Origin of the sequence: Streptomyces sp. NPDC029674, assembly GCF_044903205.1 — a bacterium.
Classification (GTDB): Bacteria; Actinomycetota; Actinomycetes; order Streptomycetales; family Streptomycetaceae; genus Streptomyces.
Map to the genome: position 1 here is coordinate 148,635 of NZ_JBJDPY010000008.1, position 22,705 is coordinate 171,339.

The 22,705-nt window shown below is 72.3% G+C and carries 24 protein-coding genes and 1 pseudogene; 15 read left to right on the forward strand and 10 right to left on the reverse strand.

The window, feature by feature from the left end; all coding sequences use genetic code 11:
- Positions 1-95 precede the first annotated feature (95 nt).
- The 3 genes from ACI2L3_RS20735 to dnaK all read left to right on the forward strand — a co-directional run bounded on the left by ACI2L3_RS20735 (position 96) and on the right by dnaK (position 3,481).
- Positions 96-896: an SAM-dependent methyltransferase gene (locus tag ACI2L3_RS20735; protein WP_404753823.1), complete on the forward strand. Its 801-nt coding sequence runs from the start codon at positions 96-98 to the stop codon at positions 894-896.
- 123 nt (positions 897-1,019) lie between these two features.
- The gene (locus ACI2L3_RS20740; protein WP_404753824.1) at positions 1,020-1,445 is read left to right on the forward strand and encodes an OsmC family protein; all 426 of its coding nucleotides are present in this window, start codon (positions 1,020-1,022) and stop codon (positions 1,443-1,445) included.
- 149 nt (positions 1,446-1,594) lie between these two features.
- Positions 1,595-3,481, forward strand: coding sequence for a molecular chaperone DnaK (gene dnaK / locus ACI2L3_RS20745; RefSeq protein WP_404753825.1), 1,887 nt, complete (start codon positions 1,595-1,597; stop codon positions 3,479-3,481).
- Between the two features lie 21 nt (positions 3,482-3,502).
- Here the strand turns inward: dnaK and narI are convergent, their stop codons facing one another.
- From narI to ACI2L3_RS20765, 4 genes and pseudogenes are all read right to left on the reverse strand, one after another.
- On the reverse strand, positions 3,503-4,225 hold the full coding sequence (gene narI / locus ACI2L3_RS20750; protein ID WP_404753826.1) for a respiratory nitrate reductase subunit gamma: 723 nt from the start codon (positions 4,223-4,225) through the stop codon (positions 3,503-3,505).
- The gene (narJ, locus tag ACI2L3_RS20755) at positions 4,222-4,800 is read right to left on the reverse strand and encodes a nitrate reductase molybdenum cofactor assembly chaperone (RefSeq protein WP_404753827.1); all 579 of its coding nucleotides are present in this window, start codon (positions 4,798-4,800) and stop codon (positions 4,222-4,224) included. Before narJ ends, narI begins: the two co-directional genes overlap by 4 nt.
- Positions 4,797-6,428, reverse strand: a complete 1,632-nt coding sequence (narH, locus tag ACI2L3_RS20760) for a nitrate reductase subunit beta (RefSeq protein WP_404753828.1) — start codon at positions 6,426-6,428, stop codon at positions 4,797-4,799. The genes narJ and narH overlap by 4 nt, the downstream gene beginning before the upstream one ends.
- A 34-nt stretch (positions 6,429-6,462) precedes the next feature.
- Positions 6,463-7,955 (reverse strand): annotated as a pseudogene (locus ACI2L3_RS20765) (molybdopterin dinucleotide binding domain-containing protein).
- A gap of 243 nt (positions 7,956-8,198) precedes the next feature.
- Here ACI2L3_RS20765 and ACI2L3_RS20770 point away from each other — a divergent pair.
- Entirely contained in the window at positions 8,199-8,621 is a 423-nt protein-coding gene (locus ACI2L3_RS20770) for a hypothetical protein (protein ID WP_404753829.1), read from the forward strand.
- Between the two features lie 19 nt (positions 8,622-8,640).
- Here the strand turns inward: ACI2L3_RS20770 and ACI2L3_RS20775 are convergent, their stop codons facing one another.
- Positions 8,641-9,501 (reverse strand): helix-turn-helix domain-containing protein, encoded by an 861-nt coding sequence (locus tag ACI2L3_RS20775; RefSeq protein WP_404753830.1) that lies wholly within the window; start codon positions 9,499-9,501, stop codon positions 8,641-8,643.
- Between the two features lie 71 nt (positions 9,502-9,572).
- On the opposite strand from ACI2L3_RS20775, the gene ACI2L3_RS20780 reads away from it, so the two are divergent.
- The 4 genes from ACI2L3_RS20780 to ACI2L3_RS20795 all read left to right on the forward strand — a co-directional run bounded on the left by ACI2L3_RS20780 (position 9,573) and on the right by ACI2L3_RS20795 (position 12,108).
- Positions 9,573-9,878, forward strand: a complete 306-nt coding sequence (locus ACI2L3_RS20780) for a 4a-hydroxytetrahydrobiopterin dehydratase (RefSeq protein ID WP_404753831.1) — start codon at positions 9,573-9,575, stop codon at positions 9,876-9,878.
- 6 nt (positions 9,879-9,884) lie between these two features.
- The gene (locus tag ACI2L3_RS20785; RefSeq protein WP_404753832.1) at positions 9,885-10,625 is read left to right on the forward strand and encodes a class I SAM-dependent methyltransferase; all 741 of its coding nucleotides are present in this window, start codon (positions 9,885-9,887) and stop codon (positions 10,623-10,625) included.
- A gap of 112 nt (positions 10,626-10,737) precedes the next feature.
- Positions 10,738-11,652 (forward strand): class I SAM-dependent methyltransferase, encoded by a 915-nt coding sequence (locus ACI2L3_RS20790; protein ID WP_404753833.1) that lies wholly within the window; start codon positions 10,738-10,740, stop codon positions 11,650-11,652.
- Between the two features lie 102 nt (positions 11,653-11,754).
- A complete protein-coding gene (locus tag ACI2L3_RS20795) occupies positions 11,755-12,108 on the forward strand; it encodes a CU044_2847 family protein (protein WP_404753834.1) in 354 nt (117 codons plus the stop codon).
- Between the two features lie 22 nt (positions 12,109-12,130).
- Here the strand turns inward: ACI2L3_RS20795 and ACI2L3_RS20800 are convergent, their stop codons facing one another.
- Positions 12,131-12,922 (reverse strand): aldo/keto reductase, encoded by a 792-nt coding sequence (locus ACI2L3_RS20800; protein WP_404754035.1) that lies wholly within the window; start codon positions 12,920-12,922, stop codon positions 12,131-12,133.
- A gap of 226 nt (positions 12,923-13,148) precedes the next feature.
- On the opposite strand from ACI2L3_RS20800, the gene pqqA reads away from it, so the two are divergent.
- From pqqA to pqqE, 5 genes are read left to right on the forward strand one after another with little or no spacing between them, the layout of a single operon-like run.
- Complete coding sequence (pqqA, locus tag ACI2L3_RS20805; RefSeq protein WP_404753835.1) at positions 13,149-13,304, forward strand: pyrroloquinoline quinone precursor peptide PqqA; 156 nt, start codon at positions 13,149-13,151, stop codon at positions 13,302-13,304.
- A 10-nt stretch (positions 13,305-13,314) separates the two neighbouring features.
- A complete protein-coding gene (locus tag ACI2L3_RS20810) occupies positions 13,315-14,466 on the forward strand; it encodes an MBL fold metallo-hydrolase (RefSeq protein WP_404753836.1) in 1,152 nt (383 codons plus the stop codon).
- A 32-nt stretch (positions 14,467-14,498) separates the two neighbouring features.
- Complete coding sequence (gene pqqC, locus ACI2L3_RS20815) at positions 14,499-15,203, forward strand: pyrroloquinoline-quinone synthase PqqC (RefSeq protein ID WP_404754036.1); 705 nt, start codon at positions 14,499-14,501, stop codon at positions 15,201-15,203.
- On the forward strand, positions 15,200-15,478 hold the full coding sequence (gene pqqD, locus ACI2L3_RS20820; protein ID WP_404753837.1) for a pyrroloquinoline quinone biosynthesis peptide chaperone PqqD: 279 nt from the start codon (positions 15,200-15,202) through the stop codon (positions 15,476-15,478). Before pqqC ends, pqqD begins: the two co-directional genes overlap by 4 nt.
- A gap of 26 nt (positions 15,479-15,504) precedes the next feature.
- A complete protein-coding gene (gene pqqE, locus ACI2L3_RS20825; protein ID WP_404754037.1) occupies positions 15,505-16,629 on the forward strand; it encodes a pyrroloquinoline quinone biosynthesis protein PqqE in 1,125 nt (374 codons plus the stop codon).
- Positions 16,630-16,644: 15 nt separating this feature from the next.
- On the opposite strand, the gene ACI2L3_RS20830 is transcribed toward pqqE, so the two are convergent.
- Together ACI2L3_RS20830 and ACI2L3_RS20835 are read right to left on the reverse strand one after the other, a co-directional pair.
- Positions 16,645-17,574, reverse strand: coding sequence for a PaaX family transcriptional regulator C-terminal domain-containing protein (locus ACI2L3_RS20830; RefSeq protein WP_404753838.1), 930 nt, complete (start codon positions 17,572-17,574; stop codon positions 16,645-16,647).
- Positions 17,571-18,209, reverse strand: a complete 639-nt coding sequence (locus ACI2L3_RS20835; RefSeq protein ID WP_404754038.1) for a GNAT family N-acetyltransferase — start codon at positions 18,207-18,209, stop codon at positions 17,571-17,573. Before ACI2L3_RS20835 ends, ACI2L3_RS20830 begins: the two co-directional genes overlap by 4 nt.
- A 136-nt stretch (positions 18,210-18,345) precedes the next feature.
- Here ACI2L3_RS20835 and ACI2L3_RS20840 point away from each other — a divergent pair, with 136 nt between their 5' ends.
- Together ACI2L3_RS20840 and ACI2L3_RS20845 are read left to right on the forward strand one after the other, a co-directional pair.
- A complete protein-coding gene (locus ACI2L3_RS20840) occupies positions 18,346-19,437 on the forward strand; it encodes an alpha/beta hydrolase family protein (RefSeq protein ID WP_404753839.1) in 1,092 nt (363 codons plus the stop codon).
- Positions 19,434-20,717: a DUF418 domain-containing protein gene (locus ACI2L3_RS20845; RefSeq protein WP_404753840.1), complete on the forward strand. Its 1,284-nt coding sequence runs from the start codon at positions 19,434-19,436 to the stop codon at positions 20,715-20,717. Before ACI2L3_RS20840 ends, ACI2L3_RS20845 begins: the two co-directional genes overlap by 4 nt.
- On the opposite strand, the gene ACI2L3_RS20850 is transcribed toward ACI2L3_RS20845, so the two are convergent.
- Positions 20,660-21,469: an ABC transporter ATP-binding protein gene (locus ACI2L3_RS20850; RefSeq protein WP_404753841.1), complete on the reverse strand. Its 810-nt coding sequence runs from the start codon at positions 21,467-21,469 to the stop codon at positions 20,660-20,662. The two genes, ACI2L3_RS20845 and ACI2L3_RS20850, sit on opposite strands and share 58 nt — an antisense overlap.
- Positions 21,466-22,371 (reverse strand): ABC transporter ATP-binding protein, encoded by a 906-nt coding sequence (locus tag ACI2L3_RS20855; RefSeq protein WP_404753842.1) that lies wholly within the window; start codon positions 22,369-22,371, stop codon positions 21,466-21,468. Before ACI2L3_RS20855 ends, ACI2L3_RS20850 begins: the two co-directional genes overlap by 4 nt.
- Between the last annotated feature and the right edge of the window lie 334 nt (positions 22,372-22,705).

Genomic DNA, 22,705 nt, shown 5'->3' on the forward strand with positions numbered 1-22,705 from the left:
CGGCTTGCCGACGGCGTGGCGGTATCGCGTCGTCGGCTTCGAGGCCTGGCATAACGTACGCAGTTCAATGTCATTGCTGAGAAGCGGAGTTGCCCATGCACGGCGCAGGTGAGCGGATCGACACCTCCACGGCACATTCGGCGCGGGTGTACGACTACATCCTGGGCGGCAAGGACCACTACCTCGTCGACGTCGAGGCGGGCGACGCCATGTGCAGGCACTGGCCCGCGCTGCCCGTGCACATGCTGGAGAACCGGCGGTTCATGCACCGTGCCGGGCGGTTCCTCGCGCAGGATCACGGTGTCCGGCAGTTCCTCGACATCGGCACCGGCCTGCCCACCGCCCCGAACCTGCACGAGGTCGTGCAGGGCGTGGCGCCGGAGTCCCGGGTGGTCTACGTCGACAACGACCCGATCGTCCTGGCCCACGCCCGCGCCCTCCTGCAGAGCTCGCCGGAGGGAGCGACCGCCTACGTCGACGCCGACATGCACGACCCGGACGCCATCCTGGACAGCCCCGAGTTCCGCGCCCTGGTGGACCTCGACGAGCCGGTCGGCCTGATGATCATCGGCATCCTGCACTTCATCCTGCCGCCGGACGACCGGCACCTGGTGCGCCGCCTGCTGGAACCCCTGCCGTCCGGCAGCTACTTGGCTATGACGATCGGCACCGCCGACTTCGCGCCGGAGGAGGTCGGCCGGGTGGCCGAGGAGTACGAGCAGCAGGGCATGCCCATGGTGCTGCGCGACCTTGCGACCGCCACCGCCTTGTTCGACGGTCTGGAACTCCTGGACCCGGGCGTCACCCAGGTGCACAAGTGGCGCCCCGGCCCGCTGCAGGACGGCATCGACGACGGGGCGATCGCGATGTACGGGGCGGTGGCGCGGAAGCCGTGATCCGGCCGCCCGGGCCGACGCACACCGCACGAGGGGACCACGCGCCCCCTTTTCACCCGGAGTGTGATCGGATGGCGGCAACGGAAGATCCGATCACGGATCCGCACTGAAGGGAACTGCATCGTGGCTACCACCCGTTCCGCGCACACCGTCTGGGAAGGCACTCTGACGGAGGGCGCGGGCACCGTCACCTTCGACTCCTCCGGCATCGGGGAGCAGGCGGTGTCCTGGCCGTCGCGCGCCGAGGAGGCGAACGGCAAGACCAGCCCGGAGGAGCTGATCGCCGCCGCGCACTCCAGCTGCTTCTCCATGGCGCTTTCGCACGGCCTCACCGGTGCGGGCACCCCGCCCACCCGGCTGACCACGTCCGCCGACGTGACCTTCCAGCCCGGCACCGGCATCACCGGCATCCACCTCACCGTCGAGGGCGCCGTGCCCGGTCTCGACGAGGCCGCCTTCGTCTCGGCCGCCGAGGACGCCAAGGCCAACTGCCCGGTGAGTCAGGCGCTCACGGGCACGACCATCACGCTTTCGGCCAAGCTGGCCTGACACGGCGCCTGTTGACGATGCCGCCGCCCCTGTCGGGGTGGCGGCATTGTCACGTGCGGCATTGACTTCGGCCCGCTCAAGTTTTGTGATGGGAGACGGAGTAGACCGGGAAACGGGGGACGTGAGCTCGCGGCGGAAGGGACTGGACCATGGCACGTGCGGTCGGGATCGACCTCGGGACGACGAACTCAGTGGTGGCCGTACTGGAGGGCGGTGAGCCCACCGTCGTCGCCAACGCGGAGGGCGCGCGCACCACGCCCTCCGTCGTCGCCTTCGCGAAGAACGGCGACGTCCTGGTGGGCGAGGTCGCCAAGCGGCAGGCGGTCACCAACGTGGAGCGCACCGCGCGCTCCGTGAAGCGGCATATGGGCGACGGGAGTTGGCGCTTTCCGGAGGATGGCTCCGTGGACGGCACCCGCTACACCGCGCAGGAGCTGTCCGCGCGCGTCCTGCAGAAGCTGAAGCGCGACGCCGAGTCGTATCTCGGCGAGGACGTCACCGACGCGGTGGTCACCGTGCCCGCGTACTTCGACGACACCCAGCGCCAGGCCACCAAGGAGGCCGGTGAGATCGCGGGGCTCAACGTCCTGCGGATCATCAACGAACCGACCGCGGCGGCCCTCGCGTACGGCCTCGACAAGGGCGACGACCAGACCGTCCTCGTCTTCGACCTCGGCGGCGGCACCTTCGACGTCTCCCTCCTGGAGATGGGCGAGGGCGTCATCGAGGTGAAGGCCACCAACGGCGACACGCAGCTCGGCGGCGACGACTGGGACCAGCGGATCGTCGAATACCTGGTGCGGCAGTTCAAGAACGGGCACGGCGTGGACCTTGGCAAGGACAAGATGGCGCTCCAGCGCCTGCGCGAGGGCGCCGAGAAGGCCAAGATCGAGCTGTCCTCGTCGAGCGAGACGGACATCAACCTGCCCTACATCACCGCCTCGGCGGACGGGCCGCTGCACCTCGCAGAGAAGCTGACGCGCGCCCAGTTCCAGGAGCTCACCGCCGACCTGCTGGACCGCTGCAAGGAGCCGTTCCACCAGGCCGTGAAGGACGCGGGCGTCAAGCTCTCCGCCGTGGACCACGTGATCCTGGTGGGCGGCTCCACCCGGATGCCCGCGGTGACGGAGCTGGTCAGGGAGCTCACCGGCAAGGACCCGCACAAGGGTGTCAACCCGGACGAGGTGGTGGCGCTCGGCGCGGCCCTGCAGGCCGGTGTGATCCGCGGCGACGTCAAGGACGTGCTCCTGCTGGACGTGACACCGCTGTCCCTCGGCATCGAGACCAAGGGCGGCATCATGACGAAGCTCATCGAGCGCAACACCACCATTCCCACCCGCCGTTCGGAGACCTTCTCCACCGCCGAGGACAACCAGCCCTCGGTCGGCATCCAGGTCTTCCAGGGCGAGCGGGAGATCGCCGCGTACAACAAGAAGCTCGGCGTCTTCGACCTGACCGGACTGCCGCCCGCACCGCGCGGCGTCCCCAAGATCGAGGTCACCTTCGACATCGACGCCAACGGGATCATGCACGTCTCGGCGAAGGACGAGGCCACCGGGCGCGAGCAGCGCATGACGGTGACCGGCGGTTCCGCGCTGCCGAAGGACGACATCAACCGCATGGTGCGGGAGGCCGAGGAGCACGCGGAGGAGGACCGTAAACGCCGTGAGGCGGCGGAGGTCCGCAACCAGGCGGAGCAGCTCGTCTACCAGACGGAGCGGTTCCTGCGCGAGAACGGGGAGCGGGTGCCCGCGGACACGAAGAGCGAAGTCGAGGCCGCCGCTGCCGAGTTGCAGGAGATTCTCAAGAACCGGGCCGACGACACGGCGGCCCTGCGCGCCGGCGCGGAGAAGCTGGCCACGGTCAGCCAGAAGATGGGCCAGGCGATGTACGCGGCTCCTGGCGAGGGCGCCCAGGAACCGAAGGGCCCGGAGGCCACCGGCGAGGAGAGCGTGGTCGTCGACGCCGAGATCGTGGACGAGGACGACCAGAAGGACGACCAGAAGAACGACCAGAAGAAGGACGGCACCCCTTAGGCGGCACGGGAGCGGGCGGGGTCAGGAGCCCGTCCGCTCCCAGCCCCGCCGCTCCGGCCGCGCGCCCAGCCGCTCCGGGTCCCGGCTGCGGTACACCACGTACGGCCGGAACAGGTACTGGAGCGGGGCGCTGAACATATGGACGAGCCGGGTGAACGGCACCAGCGCGAACAGCACCATGCCGACCACCGCGTGGATCTCGTACAGCACCGGCACGCCCGTCATCCGGTCGATGTCCGGCTGGAGCGTGAAGAGGCTGCGGGCCCAAGGGGCGATGGAGTCGCGGTAGTCGTAGCCGTCGCCGGACGAATGCGCCAGCTTGGCGACCATGCCGAGCACGATCGCCGCGAACAGCACCAGGTACATCAGTTTGTCGTTGGCGGTCGTGGCGCGGAACACCGGCGTGTTGGTCCGCCGCCGGTAGAGCAGCAGCAGGATGCCGACGACGAGGAGCACTCCGGCGGCCGTGCCGCCGTACAGCGAGAACAGGTGGTACGTGTGCTCGCTCACGCCCGCCTTGTCGGTCCACGACTCCGGCAGGAACAGCCCGACCAGATGGCCCGCGAGCACGAAGAGGATGCCGTAGTGGAACATCGGTGAGGCGATGTTCAGGAGCTTCGACTCGTAGACCTGGGAGGAGCGGGTCGTCCAGCCGAACTTGTCGTAGCGGTAGCGCCAGAGCGTGCCCGCGACGAGCAGGACGAAGGCCAGGTAGGGGAGCACGCCCCACAGCAGCGTCTTCATGAATCCGGCTCCCCGATGAGTGCGAAGGGCTGGAGTCCGACGTCCTCGCGCGGCGGCCCGGAGCGGGCGAGTGCGAGGGCCTCCGCGCGGTCCTTGGGGGAGGGTCCCGGCAGCGTCGCGCACACCGCCTCGACGACGGCGGCGTACGGGGTGCCGTGGTCGGCGAGCGCGATCCGCAGCAGCTCAAGGCCGCTGCGGTGCTCCTCCAGGAGCACCGGGCCTGCGTGCGCCGAGAACTCCAGGACCGCGGGCAGGAAGTCCGGCAGTTCCTCGCCGGTGAACTCCATGCCGTGCTCGCGGTAGACCTCCTTGAAGCGGACCAGGGCCATGCCGCGCCGCCGGGTGTCGCCCTCCCGCCACCAGCTCAGATACAGGCTGTGGCGGTTCTTGAAGTCGAAGACCTGGACGTAGTGCGCGGCCAGCTCGTGGGGGCCGGCGGCCGAGGCGTACTCCAGGAAGCCGTGGAGCTCCGCGGGAGCGGCCGCCCGCAGCAGCGGCAGCCGCGTACGGAACTCGTCGTCCGGATAGGCCAGGCAGAGCGCCGCCGCCTGGTACAGCACCGCGTGCCGGGTCACGTCTCGTCCTCCTTCGGCGCATGGGCCTTCTCGACCGCGCTGGGCTGCTCGTCGGCGGTCTGCCGGGCCCGCAGCGTGTGGAAGTTCTCGATGGTGACGAGCGGCAGCTGCCTGCGGCCGGAGTCCTGGCCGAACGGCCCGTCCCCGCCCATTCCGGGGCCGCCCTCGAAGTCGAGGCTGCAGGAGCCGGAGCCCTCGGGCAGCGCGGAGTCCTCCAGGCGCCGGGCGTCCGCGACGGCCGCGGTGGGGATGACGTACCGGTCCTCGTACTTGGCGATGGCGAGCAGCCGGTACATCTCCTCGATCTCCGGTCCCGACATGCCCACCGACCCGGCGGTCGAAGTGCCGGGCTCGTCACCGAGGTTGATGGCCCGCATGTGGGAACGCATCGCCGCCAGCTTCTCCAGCGAGGCCCGCACGGGCCCCACGTCTCCGGCGGTGAAGAGCTCCGCGAGGTATTCGAGGGGGATGCGCAGCGTGTCGATGGCGCCGAAGAGGTTGCCCAGGTCCTCGCCGTCGTGGCCGGTCTCCGTCAGCGCGTCCACCACCGGGGAGAGCGGCGGGATGTACCAGACCATCGGCATGGTGCGGTACTCCGGGTGCAGCGGGAGCGCCACCTTGTACTTGCTGATCAGCGCGTGCACGGGGGAGCGGCGCGCCGCCTCGATCCAGTCGTACGAGATCCCGTCCCGCTCCGCCGCGCGGCGCACCTCGGGGTCCTCGGGGTCGAGGAAGACGTCCAGCTGGGCGTCGTAGAGCTTCTTCTCGTCGGGCTCACTGGCCGCCGCCGTCACCCTGTCGGCGTCGTACAGGATCACGCCGAGATAGCGCAGCCGGCCCACGCACGTCTCCGAGCAGACGGTCGGCATGCCGACCTCGACGCGCGGATAGCAGAGCGTGCACTTCTCGGCCTTGCCGGTGCGGTGGTTGAAGTACACCTTCTTGTACGGGCAGCCGGTCACGCACTTGCGCCAGCCCCGGCAGTGGTCCTGGTCGACGAGGACGATGCCGTCCTCCGACCGCTTGTACATCGCGCCGGACGGGCAGGACGCCACGCACGACGGGTTCAGGCAGTGCTCGCAGATGCGGGGCAGATAGAACATGAAGGTCTGCTCGAAGCTGAACTTCACCTTGTCCGCGACCTGTTGACGCGTCTTGGCGACCATCGGGTCGAGGTCGCCGTGCTCGGTGGCGCCGCCGAGGTTGTCGTCCCAGTTCGAGGACCACTCGATCTTCATGGGTTTGCCGCTGATCAGGGAGCGCGGTTCGGCCACCGGGTAGTCGTCGCCGAGCGGGGCGTCGGTGAGGTTCCGGTACTCGTACGTCCAGGGCTCGTAGTAGTCCTTGATCTCGGGCAGCTTGGGGTTGGAGAAGATCTCCAGGAGCGACTTGATCCGGCCGCCGTTCTTCAGCTTCAGGGCGCCGCGCCGGTTCAGCTCCCAGCCGCCGCGCCACTTCTCCTGGTCCTCGTAGCGGCGCGGATAGCCCTGGCCGGGGCGGGTCTCGACGTTGTTGAACCAGACGTACTCCATGCCGTCGCGGTTGGTCCACGCCTGCTTGCAGGTGACGGAGCAGGTGTGACAGCCGATGCACTTGTCGAGGTTCATCACCATCGCGATCTGGGCCATACAGCGCCCAATGGTGCCTTCGGCACGGGGCATCTCAGTACTCCACCTTCTGCGAGCGGCGGCGGATGACCGTCACCTCGTCGCGCTGGTTGCCCGTAGGGCCCAGGTAATTGAACGCCCAGGACAACTGCGCGTAGCCGCCGATGAGATGGGACGGCTTGAGGATGAGGCGGGTCAGCGAGTTGTGGATGCCGCCGCGCCTGCCGGTCGTCTCCGCCTTGGGGACGTTCACCGTGCGTTCCTGCGCGTGGTGCATGTAGACCGTGCCCGCCGGCATGCGGTGGGAGACGATGGCGCGCGCCACCACCACGCCGTTCCGGTTCACCGCCTCGATCCAGTCGTTGTCTTTCACACCGATGGCGTCCGCGTCCTGCGGCGCCATCCACACGCACTGGCCGCCGCGCGAGAGCGACAGCATGAACAGGTTGTCCTGGTACTCGGAGTGGATCGACCACTTGTTGTGCGGAGTCAGGTAACGCACCGTCACCTCGCGCTCGCCGTCCGGGCCGAGGCGTGGCTCTCCGAAGAGGCGGTTCATGTCCAGCGGCGGCCGGTAGACGGGCATCGCCTCGCCCAGCTCGTGCATCCAGTCGTGGTCGATGAAGAAGTGCTGGCGCCCGGTGAGCGTGTGCCACGGCTTCAGGTGCTCGGTGTTGAGCGTGAACGCCGTGTACCTGCGCCCGCCCGCCTCGCTGCCGCTCCACTCCGGCGAGGTGATCACCGGCACGGGTGCGGCCTGGGTGTCGGCGTACGTGACGCGCTTGCCCTCGTGCTCGGCGGCGAGGTGCGCCATCTCCTGCCGGTCTGGTCGCCGAAGACCTGCGGCGAGGCGACCGGCAGGTCCGCGTACCAGTCGTAGAAGGAGAGCATCGGCGCGCCGATGAGGCTCATGAAGCGGGCGCCGGCCGCGTGCGACACCATCGACATCGCGGGGATGGGCGAGAAGCCCGCGACGCGGTCGGGGCCGTACGTCTTGATGGTGTGCACGTGCGCCGCCGCGATGATTTCGACCGCCTCGTCCCAGGCCGCCCGCACCAACCCGCCCTTGCCGCGCGCCTGTTGGTACGTCCGGCGGCGCTCCGGGTCGCCCTGGATGTCCGCCCACGCGAGCACCGGGTCACCCAGGCGCGCCTTCGCCTCCCGGTACATCTCCAGGAGGACGCCGCGCAGGTACGGGTAGCGCACGCGCGTGGGGGAGTACGTGTACCAGGAGAACGCGGCGCCCCGCGGGCAGCCGCGCGGCTCGTACTCGGGGCGGTCGGGGCCCACGCTCGGATAGTCGGTGGCCTGCGTCTCCCAGGTGATGATGCCGTCCTTGACGTACACCTTCCAGCGGCAGGAGCCGGTGCAGTTCACGCCGTGCGTGGAGTTCACGACCTTGTCGTGGCTCCACCGGTCCCGGTAGAAGGCGTCCGCGTCCCGGCCGCCGGTCAGCCGCACGCTGTGCAGGTCGCGGGCGGCTTCGCCGCGCCGGAAGAACCGTCCCGCCCGCAGCAGGGCGGCAGCGGGCTCGGTCGTCTCTGTCACCGTGAAGCTCCCTGGGTGTGCCTGCCACCGAACGTAGGGGCGGGACCGGAGCCGCACCCGTCGGCGGCGGCCGTACGGGTTGCCGGGCGGCCCGCGCGGCATTACCTGCGACGTAATCGACCGGTCGGCGCGGGCGCGACAGAGTGATGTCACCGGGTCCGGTCCGGCGCACTCCGGACCGGACCCGGCACCCGAAACCGTTCCCCGAAACCGTCCCTCACTGGAAGGCATTCCGTCATGGCCATGACCACAACCACGTACCCGCTCGCCGCGCTCGCCCGCACCACCGACCCGACGACGATGCTGCGCCGCTTCCTCGGCCTGGACGCGGTCGTGACCGCCGGCAACGGCATCGCGTACGCCGCCGCCTCGGGCCCCCTGGGACGCTTCCTCGGCGTCGACTCCGGGCTGCTGCTGGGCCTCGGCGTCTTCCTCGCCCTGTTCGGCGCGGGCGTCGGCTTCCTCGCCTCGCGCAAGCGCCCGCCGACGCCCGCCGTGCGGGCGGTCGTCGAGGCGAACGCCGTCTGGGCGGTGGCGAGCGTCGTCGCCCTCGTCGCCTGGCTCTCGCCCAGCACGGCAGGAGCGGTCTGGATCCCGCTCCAGGCCGCGACCGTCGGCGGCTTCGCCGCGCTGCAGTACGCGACGCTGCGGACGCTCAAAGGCTGACGGCCTGAGAGGCGAGCGTCTAGGACATGTGGTTCTGCAGGTACTTGGACGTCGCCGGGTCGGCCGGGAGCAGCGTCTCGATGGCCAGCTCGGCGACCGTCACGTCCATCGGGGTGTTGAACGTCGAGATCGACGAGATGAAGGACAGCACGTGCCCGTCGTGCTCGATCCGCAGCGGCAGCGCGAAGTACGGCACCTCCGTCCCCGCCTCGAAGGCGTCCACCCCGGGATCCGCCACCGGATACGCGGCCACCTCCTCGTACACGGCCCGCAGCGCGTCCGAGCGCTGCAGCGCGATCTGCCGCTCCATCTGGTGCAGCAGGTGCCCCCGCCACTCCCGCAGGTTGCGGATCCGCGGCGCCAGGCCCTCCGGGTGGAGCGTCAGCCGCATCGCGTTCAGGGGCGGCGCCAGCAGATGCCCGGGGATGCCGTCGAGCATCATCGTGATGCCCCGGTTCGCCGCGACGACGTCGTACGCCGCGTCGACGACCAGGGCCGGATAGGGCTCGTAGCCGGCAAGCAGCTGTTCGAGGCCCTCGCGCAGCGTGCCCATGGCCGGGTCGTCCAGCGGCGTCTCACGGAAACGGGGTGCGTAACCGGCCGCGAGCAGCAGGGAGTTGCGGTCCCGCACCGGCACGTCGAGGTGGTCGGCGATGCGCAGCAGGAACTCCTCGCTCGGGCGCGACCTGCCCGTCTCGACGAAGCTGATGTGCCGCGCGGAGGAGTCGGCGCGCAGGGCCAGCTCCAGCTGGCTCACCCGGCGCCGCTCGCGCCAGCCCCGCAGCAGCGGACCCACTCCGGTGGCGGTCCCGCTCGTGTTGCCGGCGGTCCCCTTGGCCTTGCCTCTGGTGCTCCCCTTGCCGGGCGCGGCGGTTGTCATACGTAGAAGGTAATCGAAACAATTTGTGGCAGGGTGAGCCGAAGACCGACTTCCCGGAAGGAGCGTGGCCCATGACCCCCGAACCGCTCTCGCAGAAGGAGATCGAGGACCGCCTGGCCGAGCTGCCCGGCTGGTCCGTGGACGGTGACAGGCTCACCCGCTCCTACCGGCTCGGCTCGCACTTCGCGGCGGCCGGCCTCGTCGTCCACATCGCGCGGACGCAGGAAGAGCTCGGCCACCACTCCGACCTGACCCTCGGCTACAACACCGTCACGCTCGCCGTGAACACGCACAGCGCGGGCGGCGCGATCACCGACCTCGACTTCCGACTGGCCCGCCGGGTCCAGGACTTGGCGCCCGCGCACGGGGCGGGCTGACGGGCCGTGCTGGACTACGGCAAGGAGGCCGACCGGTACGACGCCTCGCGCGGCGGCGAGCCCCGCGCCGCTGCCGCCGCCGAGGCGGTCCTCGGCCTGCTGCCCGCCGACACCCGCACGCTTCTCGACGTCGCCTGCGGAACCGGCCTGGTCACCCGGCGCCTCGCCGGGCGGCCCGGGCTGCGGGTGACCGGGGTCGACGCCGCGTACCGCATGGCCCGGATGGCCGCGGGCCGGGTGCCGGGCGCCATCGTGCTCGGCGACAGCCGCCAACTCCCTTTCCCCGACGGCGCGTTCGATGCCGTCAGCACCGTATGGCTGCTGCACCTCCTCTCCGGGCCGGAGGAGACGTCGTCGGTCGTCGCCGAGTGCGCGCGGGTGCTGCGGCCGGGCGGGGTCTACGTCACCACCGTGGACAAGGCCGCCTCGCACGACGTGCGCAGCGACATCGACGCCGTGCTCGCGCCGCGCCCGGTGCGGCTCGCGGTCGACCGGGTCCAGGCCGTCGACGCGTACGCCGCCGAGCACGGTCTGGCACCGGCAGGACAGGCGCGGTTCCGCGGCCACGGCCAGGGCCGCACGCCCCGCTCCACGGTCGACGACCTGCGGCGCGGCTGGTTCACCCGGATCCCGCCCGACGGACCGCTGGCCGCGGAGCTCGCCGCCCGGCTCGCGGAGCTCCCGGACCAGGAGGTCCCGCGGCCCGACCCCCGGTTCACCCTGCGGGCGTACCGTAGGCGACGCTGAGTTTTTGCGATAGCGGCAACATCGCTCGCCGGAAACCGGGAAGCGGGAGCAGGCTGGTCCTGTCCACGCACGAGGGCCCACGAGGGCCCGAACCGGAAGGCGGCACAACACGATGGGGCATCACCACGGGCACGGCGGAGGCCACGGACACGGTCCCGGCCACGGGCACGGGCACGACCACGACGGCGACATGGACTGGGCCGCCATGGGCGTCATGCTGGAACGCTACGCCCGCGTCGCCGCGCCGATGTACGGCGAGGTGGCGTCCTGGCTCACCCGCTGGGTGCCGGAGCCGGGCGTCGTCGTCGACGTCGGCAGCGGCCCGGGCGCGGTCTCCTTCCTGCTGGCCGAGGCGTTCCCCAAGGCGCGGATCGTCGCGGCCGACCCCGAGGAGGCCCTCCTCGAGCGGGCCCGCGACCGCGCCGCGGCCGAAGGCCTCACCGACCGCTTCGAGACGGTGCGCGCGGCGCTCCCCGACGCCATCGACGACGTGCCTCAGGCGGCGGACCTCCTGTGGCTGTGCAGGTCCCTGCACCACGTCGGTGACCAGGGCGCCGCCCTCTCCGCACTCGCCGGCCACCTCGCCCCCGCCGGCGCCGTCGCCCTCCTGGAGGGCGGCCTCAGCGCCCGCTACCTGCCCCGCGACATCGGCTTCGGCCGCCCCGGACTCCTCTCCCGCCTTGAGGCGGCCGACGAGGAGTGGTTCGCCGGGATGCGCGAGGGGCTCGACGGTTCGAAGGCGGCGACGGAGGACTGGCCGGCCCTCCTCACCGCCGCCGGCCTGCGGTACGAGGCCACCCGCAGCTTCCTCCTCGACCTGCCCGCCCCCCTCTCGGAGGACGCCCGCGCCCACGTGGTGCAGGAGTTCACCCGCCGCCGCGAGATGCAGGCGGAACGCCTCACCCCCGACGACGCCGCCACCTTCGACCGCCTCCTCGACCCGTCCGACCCGCAGAGCCTGCACCGGCGCCCCGACCTGTTCCTGCTGACGACGCAGACGGTGCATGTGGCGGTCAAGGACGCGTAAGGGTGACGAGAGGCCAACTGGGCTGCCTCGCAAGGCCGGTTGGCGTACCTTCGGGGAAGCGCCGGGCGCCGGGGGCCGGTGGAGCGAGCGAGGGGGACACCCGTGAACGAACTGGTGCGGTGGGAGTCCGACGAGGGGCCCGTCGTCGTCGAGGTGGACACGCGGGATCCCGGGTTCAGGTCCGTGTCGCGGCGCGGCGAGAGCGGTGAGATCCACGAGGTCGAGGGGCGCTTCGAGTCGGCGCTGAACAATGTGCGGGGCGCCGCGATGTCCGCCCTGCGGACCTTCCGGGACCGGGCACTCGACCCCGAGACGATCGAGCTGGAGTTCGGCGTCAAGCTCAGCGCCGCGGCGGGCGCCGTCATCGCCAAGACGGCGGCGGAGGGGCATCTGACCGTCAAGCTGACCTGGTCGCGTCCCGTCCCGCCGGAGGGCGGTCCGGGACGGGACGCGTAGGGCGAACAGCGGGCGTGCGGTCTCAGACCACGTCGAACGTCGCCGGGTCCGGGCCGAGCCGCCGGTCCTCGTTCAGGGCGGAGATCGCCGCCATGTCCTCGGGGTCGAGCTCGAAGCCGTACACGTCGATGTTCTCCTTGATGCGCGACGGCGTCACGGACTTGGGGATCACGACGTTGCCCAGCTGGACGTGCCAGCGCAGCACGATCTGCGCGGGCGTGCGCCCGTGCTTGCGCGCGATGGCGACGATCGCCGGGACCTCCAGGAGTCCCTTGCCCTGGCCGAGCGGCGACCAGGCCTCGGTGGCGATGCCCTGCTCCGCGTGGTACTCGCGGGAGGCGCGCTGCTGGAGGTGCGGGTGCAGCTCGATCTGGTTGACGGCGGGGATGATCGACGTCTCGCCGATGAGCCGCTCCAGGTGTTCGGGCAGGAAGTTCGAGACGCCGATGGACTTGGCGCGGCCGTCGGCGTGGATCTTCTCGAAGGCCTTGTACGTGTCGACGTACGCGTCCTTGGAGGGCAGCGGCCAGTGGATCAGGTACAGGTCCACGTAGTCGAGACCCAGCTTCTCCAGCGAGGAGTCGAAGGCGCGCAGCGTCGCGTCGTGGCCCTGGTCGGCGTTCCAGAGCTTCGTCGTGACGAACAGTTCCTCACGGGCCACGCCGGAAGCGGCGATCGCCTTGCCCGTGCCTTCTTCGTTGCCGTAGACGGCCGCGGTGTCGATGCTGCGGTACCCGGCCTCCAGCGCCGTCGCGACAGCCGTCTCGGCCTCGTCGTCCGGAACCTGCCAGACGCCGAAACCGAGCTGGGGCATCTCGACGCCGTTGTTGAGGGTGATCGGGGGAACCTTGCTCACGAGCTTTCGATCCTTAAGTCGTCGGTTGTTGCTCCCATGGTCAACGATCAACGGCTCTGCCGCATTCCTGCACGGCCGGATCCGCTGAACACGGGACACCTATATGAACGCTACAAGCACATGGGCTGTTCCGCGTCCCTGTGGTTTGTTCCTGACACTCCACCTCTTCGGGAAAGGCAGCGTCATGCACCACAGCACCGACCAGGAGAAGCCCGCCCGCGAGCCGGCGCGCGGGGCCGCCGCTGACGCCGCCGCCGACGGCACGGGCTGGCGGACCCCCGAGTACGCGGTCGTCGACACCGCCCTCGAAGTCACCGCCTACCGACTCGCAGAGCGGTAGGCCCGCCGCCATGCTGCTGCAGGTGCTCGGCACCGCCGCGGGCGGCGGGCTGCCCCAGTGGAACTGCGCGTGTCCCGGGTGCGCCGGGGCACGCGCCCACCCGGAACGCCGCCGCCGGCACGCCGCGCTCGCCGTCCACACAGGCTCTGAGGACCGCTGGTACCTCGTCAACGCCACCCCCGACATCGGCGACCAGATCGAGAGCGTCCCGGCGCTGCGCCCCGGCGCGGGAGGCGACGCGCGGCGCACCCCCGTCGCCGGGGTCGTCCTCACCGACGCCGAGCTCGACCACACGCTGGGCCTCGCCCGGTTGCGTGAGGCGCGCGACGGCGTGGAGGTCCTGGCGACCGCTCCCGTACGCGACGCCGTGCGCGAGGGGCTGCGCCTCGACGCCCTTCTGGAGCCCTACACGCACGTACGGTGGCGGGAGCTGCCGCGGGGGCGCGCCGTGCCGCTGAACGGCGACGGCTCCGGAATCCACGCCGGCGCGGTACCACTCTCGGCCAAGCGCCCGCGGTACGCCGTCACCGGTCCCGGCACTGGTTCCGGCACCGGTTCCGGCTTCGGTCCGGGTTCGGGTTCCGGCCTCGGTCCGGGCGCCGGTCCCGGCCTCGGTCCGGGTTCCGGCCCCGGTTCCGGCCCCGGTCCGGGGCATGGTCCCGGTTCCGGCCTCGGTTCGGGTTCTGGCCTCGGTTCGGGTTCCGGCCTCGGTCCGGGTCTCAGCCCCGGCCCCGGCTCCAGTCCCGGTCCGGGTCCCGGCCCCGGCCCCGCCCCCGACCCCGCCCCCTGGTCCGTCGCCCTGCGCCTCACCGAACCCGCCACCGGCCGCACCCTCCTCTACGCCCCCTCCCTCGCCGTCTGGAGCGACGCCTTCGACGAAGCTGCCCGTACGGCGGACTGCGTCATCGTCGACGGCACGTTCTGGGACGAGGACGAACCCGTGCGCGCCGGATTCACCGCTCGCACCGCCACCGCCATGGGGCACCTGCCTATCGCCGGACCCGCCGGCACGGCCCACCGCCTTGCGCGGCTGCCCGGTCGCGTCCTCTACACCCACCTCAACAACACCAACCCCCTCGGTGACCCGCACGCCGAACAGCACAAGTTCCTCGCGGAGCGGGGCATCGAGGTCGCCGCCGACGGGATGGTGATTGAGCTGTGAGCGCGACGACCACAAGCACCGCAACGGCCTCCGTGGAGGTCGCGCCGCCCTGGACTCCCGAGGAACTCACCGGCCGGCTGCGTGCCGTCTCCGCCGAGCGCTACCACGACCGGCACCCCTTCAACGTACGCATGCACGAAGGCGCCCTCACCCCGGAAGAGGTGCGCCGCTGGATCGCCAACCGGTTCCACTACCAGCGGCACATCCCCGTCAAGGACGCCCTGATCCTCGCCAAGTTCGACGATCCCGCGCTGCGCCGCGGCTGGCTGCGCAGGATCCGCGACCACGACGGGGAACGGGACGGCGAAGGCGGCATCGAGCGCTGGCTGCGGCTCGGCGAGGCGGCCGGGCTCGACAGGGGGCAACTCACGGACGCCTCACGCGTGTTGCCGGGCGTGCGGCTCGCCGTCGACGGATACGTCAACTTCTGCCGGCTCAGCCCCGCACTCGACGCCGTCGCCGCCTCGCTCACCGAGCTGTCCGCGCCGGACCTGATGCGCACCAGGATCGCCGCCTTCGAGAAGCACTATCCGTGGCTCGACAGGGCGGGGCTCGACTACTTCCGTACGCGCGTCGGGCAGGGCGGCCGCGACGGCCAAGAGGCGCTCGCCCTCGTCCTGGCCTGGGCGCGCACCCGCGAGGAACAGGAACGGGCCGTCGCCGCCCTCGCGTTCAAGTGCGACGTGCTGTGGTCGCTCCTCGACGCCGTCGACCGGGGCGCCGGGGGTGAACGGTGACCGCCCAGGATGTCGTACGCGAGGTCTGGCGCCCCGTGCTCATCCGCTCGGTGCTGCTCCGGCACGACCGGGTGCGCGGCGTCGACCTGCTGGTGCTGCCCGAACGAGTCGTCGTGCTGCGCGGAGCCGCCGGAAGCATCGTGGGCCTGTGCGACGGTGAACGAGACGTCGCGGGCATCGTCGCTGAATTGTCGGAGCGGCATCCGGGCGCCCCCGTCGCCGAGGAAGTACCGAAGTTCTTGGGGGAGTTGTGGGCGGAAGGGTGGTTGAGGTGACGTCCGGCGAAGGGGCGTGTGTCCCGATGCCGGCCCGCCCCGAAAGCCGCCCCGATCCGCCCTGGGCGCTCCTCGCCGAACTCACCCACGGCTGCCCACTGCGCTGCGCCTACTGCTCCAATCCGATGGAACTCGTGTCGCGCTCGGCCGAGTTGACGGCCGCGGAGTGGGCCTCCGTGCTGCGCCAGGCCGCCGGCCTCGGGGTGGTGCAGACCCATCTGTCCGGCGGCGAGCCACTGCTGCGCCGGGACCTCGCCGAGATCGTGGCCGCGGCGGACGGCGCCGGTATCCACACGCAGCTCGTGACCAGCGGCGTCGGCCTGCACCGCGAGCGCCTCGAAGGGCTCGTCGACGCCGGACTGCGCAGCGTCCAGCTGTCCGTGCAGCACGCCGACCCGTCGGCCGCTCAACACATCGCGGGAGCGCGGGTGTTCACCGCGAAGGAGCGGGCGGCGCGGCTCGTCGGGCGGGCCGGGCTGCCGCTCGGCCTCAACGCCGTGCTGCACCGCGCCAACCTCGACGCGCTCGACTCCCTCGTGGAGCTCGGCCTGGCCTGGGGCGCCGACCGCGTCGAGCTGGCCAACACCCAGTTCTACGGCTGGGCGCTGCGCAACCGCGACGCCCTGCTGCCGGACCGCGACCGGGTGGCGCGGGCCCGCGACCGGGTCGAGCGGTGGCGGGAGCGGCTGGCGGGACGCATGGAGCTGGTGTGGGTCGCCCCGGACTACGTCGACGGCACCGCGAAGCCCTGCATGGGCGGCTGGGGCGCCCTCTCGCTGACCGTCGCCCCCGACGGCACGGTGCTGCCGTGCCCGGCGGCCGCCGAACTGCTCGGCCCGGCCGCACCCAACGTGAGGGACCGCGAACTGGCCTGGATCTGGCGGGAGTCGGACGCGTTCAACCGCTACCGCGGCGAGGCCTGGATGGGTGACCCGTGCCGCGGCTGCGACCTCCGTACCGTCGACTTCGGCGGCTGCCGCTGCCAGGCATACGCCCTGACCGGCGACGCCGCCCGGACCGACCCCGCCTGCCACCGCTCGCCGGACCACGCGACGGTCCGCGCCCTGGTGGACCGGGCGAGCGCCCCCGCGAAGGCACCGCCCCGCTACGAGTACCGCACCCACACCGCCGACGGTCAGGCGACCCGGTGACCGCGTCGCAGTGTGTCAGGTGAGGCCGTCGGGGACGGAGGCGAGCAGCTCCTCGTACTGGACGAACAGGCGCGGGACGGGGGTCCCGGCAGGGGCGTCGGTGTCGGCCTCGGCGAGTGCGGTCCAGCAGGCGGCCGCGAGCCGGCGGGCGTGCGTCCCGGGCCAGGGCCGGGGCAGGAGCTCGGGGGGCAGGAGGGGGTCCGGTTCCATGGCGTGGGTGAAGGCCGCGGCGAGCCGGACGGCCATGGCCAGCCGCTCGGGCCCGGCGGGGCCCTCCGGCTGCGCGAGCCGGTCGAGGCAGGCTTGGGCGAGGCCGGCGAGGCCGTCGTGGCGAGCGGCGATGTCGTCCAGGGGCCAGAGGGCGGCGGCCAGGGCGGGCGGGTGCCCGACGCCTCCGACGCGCAGGTCGGTGCTGGTGAGGCAGGTGACCGCGTCGCCGACGCCGAGGTGGCGGACCTGGGCCTCGACCAGCTCTTCGATGGGGTTCGCGCTGACGTAGAGGCCGCTCTGGACGGGGGCGGCGCCTAGGTGGCGCAGGGTGTCGCGGAGCGTGTCGCGGGAGGCTCTGTTCGACTCGGGGACGGCGAAGGCGAAGAGGTGCCAGACGCCGTCCCAGGCGGCAAGGCCGTGGTCCTGGCGGTAGGCGTGGCGGACGTAGGCGACGTTGGGGGTGATCGAGCCGGTGAAGTCGGCGACCGCCTGCAACCGGGCCTTGCGGCCGCGGCCTTCGTGGGTGAAGCGGCCCTCGGCGACGAGCCGCTTGACGCAGAGGCGGACCTGTTGGTCGGTCATGCCCAGCAGGCCCGCGACGGCGTAGAGCTCACCGGAATCGACGGAGCCGTCCTCGCGGACCAGAGCGTGGACGAGCAGCCGGGTGGGGACGGGCACGGGGGCGGCCGCGTCGGCGTGCGGGCCCGTCGGGGCGTTCGGCGGCGGGGTGTTCATCGAGCCTCCCGGCGGTTGGTCGCGGCGTCCTGCGTGATGGGCCGGCGCATGGTCGTGACGGCGCCGAAGCCCATCAGGTCGCGCAGGTACGGGGTCTTCTCGGTGCGTACGGCGGTGAATCCGTGCCGTTCGTACAGGGCGCGGGCGCGCGGGTTGACGTCGATGACGTCGAGACGGACGCGCCGGCAGGAGTGCTCGGCGGCCACGGCCGCGATCTCGCGCAGCAGGAGGCCGCCGATGCCCTTGCCGCGGTGCTCGGGGGCGACGGCGATGCCGTCCATCACGAGTTCGCCGTCGGCGGGGCGCCGTTCCAGCAGGGCGAGCAGAGCAAGGCGGGGCAGCCCGCGCAAGGTTCCGTACGTGGAGAGGACGTCGCCCGCGCCGCCTCCCGTCAGGCCGCGCTTGTCGAGCTGGTAGCCGGCCACTCCCGCCACCTCGCCGTCGACGAGGGCGACCACGCCCCGGTCGTGGTGGAGATGGGCCGCGAGGAAGGCGCGGGCCTTGTCCGGCGGGTTCAGGGCGGCGCCGAGCTTCCGCCCGAAAGCCTCCCAGTACAGCGCGGCCACACGCGTCTCGCTGCCCTGGGGCACGCCCCTCCGTATCGAGGCGTCTGTCGACTCCGTCGTCGGCTCCATCGGCTCCATCGGCGTTCCTTCCCTCCGGCGTCCTTCCGCGAGGCGCCGCCGAGGCACCCCCCTTGCACTATCGACCTTACTACGCTCATTCTGAATACGAACGTATCGAGAGTGATAGTTTCCTTGGGGGGAAGATATGAGCCGACTCATGGCGCCGCCCGTGCGCCGCCGCCGACGGGTCCTCGTGTGGTCGCTGGTCGCCGTGCTTCTGCTCGGCGCGGGAGCCGCCGGTGTCGCGGTCTGGCAGAACACCTACGCGCTGCGGGAGGAGCGCATCACCGTGCGCCACGACGGCCGGCTGATGGACGGCGTCCTGGCGCGGCCGCAGAACGGCGAAGGCCCTTACGGACTGGTGGTCTTCGTCCACGGCGACGGACCCGTCGACGCCACGCACGACACCTTCTACCGGCCGCTGTGGGAGTCGTTCGCCAAGGCGGGCTACGCCTCGCTCTCCCTGAGCAAGCCCGGTGTCGGCGCCTCCGAGGGCGACTGGCTCGACCAGAGCATGGACGACCGCGCGGACGACACCCTCGCCGCCATCGCCTGGGCCCGCGCGCGCCCCGACATCGACGACCGGCGCATCGGTCTGTGGGGGGCCAGCCAGGCCGGGTGGGTACTGCCCAAAGTCGCGGCCCGCGACCGCGCCGTCCGGTTCGTCATCGCGGTCTCACCGGCCGTCGACTGGCAACAGCAAGGGCGCTACAACCTCCTCGCCGAACTGCGCCGGGACGGCGCCACCCGGGACGAGACACGAACGGCGCTGCGGCGGCGCGAGACGACCCTGCGCCTGCTGCGGCAGGGTGCGACCTTCGAGCAGTACCGCAGAGCGGTCGCCGACACCGACACCGGCACCGATACCGACACCGGCACCGACGGCATGACCGCCGAACGCTGGCGGTTCATCACCAAGAACTACCGCTCCAACGCGAGCGAGGACCTGCGCACCATGCGCGGCACACCCACGCTCCTGGTCCTCGCCGGGCACGACATCAACGTCGACGTCGCCGACACCGAGGCCGCCTACCGCCGCATCCTGCCGCCCGCCGAGCTGACGGTGCGGCACTACCCCGACGCCACCCACTCACTGGTCGACCACGCCGTCGAAAGCTCCGGGCCGCGCCTCACCCTCACCGCCGTCTTCGCCCCCCGGCGCCTGTACGCCGCCGGATTCCTCGCCGACCAGCGCCGGTTCGTCGAGCGGCTCACCGACCGGGAGGGGGCCGAGTGACCACCACGACCACCACACCCCCGTCCCGGGCGGCCGGCGGGCGCCTCGCCCACGTCGACGCCCTGCGCGGCTTCGCGCTCCTTGGCATCCTCATCGTCAACATCGGCTACCTCGCCTCCAGTTACCACGGCACGGGCCTGGAGGACCCCAGCTTCGCCTCGCCGCTCGACAGCGCGGTCCGCTGGTTCGTCGCGGTGTTCTTCGAGGCCAAGTTCTTCCTGCTGTTCTCGTTCCTGTTCGGCTACGGCTTCACCCTCCAGCTCTCCTCCGCCGAGCGGCACGGGGCCCGCTTCGCCGCCCGCTTCCTGCGGCGCCTGGCCGGCCTGTTCGTCCTGGGCGCCCTGCACGCGGTCCTGCTGTTTCCCGGGGACATCCTCACCACGTACGCGGTACTCGGCCTGATCCTGCTGGCCGCCCGTCGCCTGCGGCCCCGTACCGCCGTGCGCACCGCCGTCGCCCTCCTCGTCCTCACCTCCGCCGCGTACGTCGTGCTCGCGCTCTCCGCCCACGCGGCGGGCGGCTCCGGGGTGGACCCGGGCGCGGCGGCCGACGCCGAGCGGGCCGCCGAGGCGCTGCGCGGCGGCCCGGCATCGGTGGTCGCCGCCCACCTGGAGCAGCTGCCCGAGGTCCTGGCCTTGCTCGTCTTCTTCCAGGCCCCGGCCGCCCTGGCGGCCTTCCTGCTCGGGCTCGCGGCGGGCAGGCGGCAGGCGCTCGGGGACGTCGCCCGCCACCGCGGGACGCTGCGCAAGCTCCAGTGGACGGGCTTCACTGTGGGGCTGCTCGGCGGTGTCGTGTACGCCCACGCGAGTCTGGAGCACCCGGGCGGGGCGTACCAGATCCTCGCCCTGGGCATCGACGTCGTCACCGCCCCGCTGCTCGCCGCCGCCTACGCCGCGACGGTCCTCCGGCTCACCTGCGGCCGGCCCGCGGGCCGGCTGACCGCGCTGCTCGCCCCGGTGGGCCGCATGACCCTGACCGGCTACCTCACGCAGTCCGCCGTCTGCACCCTGCTGTTCACCGGCTACGGCGCGGCCCTGGTCGGCGACGTACCGCCCCTCGGCGTCCTGGCCATCGCGCTCGCGCTCTTCACGGCGCAGGTCGTCGCGAGCCGTTGGTGGCTGCGCCGGTACCACTACGGTCCGCTGGAGTGGCTGCTGCGCGCCTGGACCACGCTGACCCGGCCGCCCCTCCGCCGAGGGCGCCCCCGCCGGAACGCCGCGCTTCAGGCCGTTGCGCCACCGGAGCCGCTCCCGCCCTCGGCACCCGTCGACCCCAGATAGGCGTCCCGCACCCGCGGGTCCGCGCGCACCTCGGCCGCCGTGCCCTGCGCGAGGACGCGGCCCAGGTCGAGGACGACGACACGGGCGCAGAGCTCCATCACGAAGGCGACGTTGTGCTCCACGAGCAGGACCGCGCAGCCCTCCTCGTGCGCGAGACGGCGGACGACGGCCGACAGCCGGTCGCGTTCGTCGGCGGTCATCCCGGAAGCGGGCTCGTCCAGGAGCAGCACCCTGGGCGGGTCCGCGACCGCGCGTGCCAGCTCCACCATGCGGGCCTGCCCGACCGGCAGCGCCCCCGCGTACTGCCCGGCGAGCGCGTCGAGACCGCACGAGCGCAGTACGGCCGCCGCCCGCTCCCGCCGTGTCGCCTCGCGTGTACGCCGGGTCGGCGCGGCCAGCAGGTCGGCGGTGATCCCGCCGCCACCGCCCCGCCACTCCTGCGCGACGACGAGGTTGTCTGCGACGGTGAGCTGCCCGAAGAGCTGCTGGCGCTGGAACGTGCGGCGCATCCCGTGCCGGGCGCGCCACACGGGGGAGCGGCGCGTGACGTCCCGGCCGTCGAGCAGCACCCGTCCCCGGTCGGGCCCGCGCATGCCCGACAGCACGTCGAACAGGGTCGTCTTGCCCGCCCCGTTGGGGCCGATGAGACCGCAGACCTCGCCCGGGCGGACGGCGAGTCCCACGCCGTCCAGGGCGCGGATCCCGCCGAAGCGGACGTCGACGCCCTCGGCCTCCAGCACGTACTCGCTCATGGCCTGCCCGCCCCCTCGGCCGGCCTGCCGCCCGCGGCCATGCCCAGATACGCCTCCGTGAGCCGGTCCGCACGCACCTCGGAACGCGGCCCGCACCAGGAGACACGGCCCTGCGCGAGATACGCCACCGTGTCCGCGACCCCCAGGACCTCGGCGGCCTTCTCCTCCACGAGCAGCAACCCGGCGCCCCCGTCCCGGAGTTCGGCGAGGAGACGGAACACGTCGTCCACCACGCGGGGCGCGAGGCCGAGCGACGGCTCGTCCGCGATCAGTACTCGCGGCGGGCGCTGCAACAGCGGGGCGAGCGCGAGGAGTTGCTGCTCCCCGCCGGAGAGGGAGCCCGCGACGACCTTGCGCCGCGCCGCGAGCCCCGCGAACCGCTCGTACACGGCGTCGCGCTCGTCCCGGTCCCTGAGGTACAGGGCCAGGTTCTCGTCGATGGTGAGGGCGGGGAAGATGCCGCGGCCCTCGGGGGCGAGGACGACACCGGCGCGCGAGCGGCGGACGGCACCTTCGCGGGTGGCGTCGCGTCCGGCGACGTACACGTGCCCCTCCGTGGGCGCGAGCAGCCCGGCCGCGGCGAGGCACGTGGTGGACTTCCCCGCACCGTTGGGCCCGAGCAGCGCGACGATCTCACCCGGGCGAACGGTGAGGTCCACGCCGTGGAGGACGGGGGCGCCGTCGTACCCGGCGTGGACACGCCGGAGAACGAGAACGGCGGACGCTTCCGGCTCGGCCCCACCCCTTCCCGGCCGCGCCTTCTGCGGCTCCGCCGCGCGAGGGCTCTGCTCCGGGGCGCGCTCTTCGGGCGGGGGAGGGGCGGAGTTCGTCCGCTGCGGGTGCGGCCGGGCCGACGCCGCGGCCCCGTGCGCGTTCGGGTCGCGCGCCTTCTGCGGCTCCACCGCGCGAGGGCTTCGTTCCTCGGGCGCGGGAGGACCCGAATCCGCCCGCTGCCGGTGCGGCCCCACCGGCACCGTCGCCCCGTTCCCATCCCGGTCGTGCGCCTTCTGCGGCTCCGCCGCGCGACGGCTTCGCTCCGGGTCTTGTTCCTCGGGCGCGGGCGGACCCGAACCCACCCGCTGGCGGTGCGGCCCCGCGGGCATCGTGGCCCCGTTCCCATCCCGGTCGTACGTCTTCTGCGGTTCCGCCGCGCGAGGGCTTCGCTCCGGGTCTTGTTCCTCGGGCGCGGGCGGACCCGAACCCATCCGCTGCCGGTGCGGCCCCGCGGGCATCGTG